The following is a 371-nucleotide window of genomic DNA, read 5'->3' as shown; positions in this document are numbered from 1 at the left end:
GTGCGTAGCTCCACTGGTGATAGGGGCAGGCGATCAGTTTGGAGGCGAGCTGTTTTTCCTCGACCGAGCAGAGTTCCGAGCCGCGATGGCGGCAGGTATTGTGGAAGCAGGAGAGATTGCCGTCGCGGTCCTTGATCAGGATCAGGTTCTGGCCGGCGACGCTGATCCGGCGCATGGTCATTTCCGACAGGCCGTTATCGCGGCCGACATAGACCCAATGCTTCGACCAGATCATCAGTTGTTCGCGGACAAACCAGTCGGGATCGAAATAGGCCTTGGCGGGCAGGGTCTCGGGACAATGATCCAGAAGCGGCGAGGCGGGATGCGGCATGTGCATCTGGTTCATCGGATCGGCTCCCGCTCGTTACCGC

1 protein-coding gene is annotated in these 371 nt (G+C 60.4%); it reads right to left on the bottom strand.

Annotated features, from left to right (window positions below; translation table 11 throughout):
* Nucleotides 1-346: Rieske 2Fe-2S domain-containing protein (locus tag AC1D0P_RS32005; protein WP_477680401.1), on the bottom strand; the 346-nt coding region annotated here is incomplete at its 3' end.
* Nucleotides 347-371: the final 25 nt, after the last annotated feature.

The organism is Polaromonas sp. P1_G2, assembly GCF_056405515.1.
This window is presented reverse-complemented; position numbering and strand designations above follow the sequence as displayed.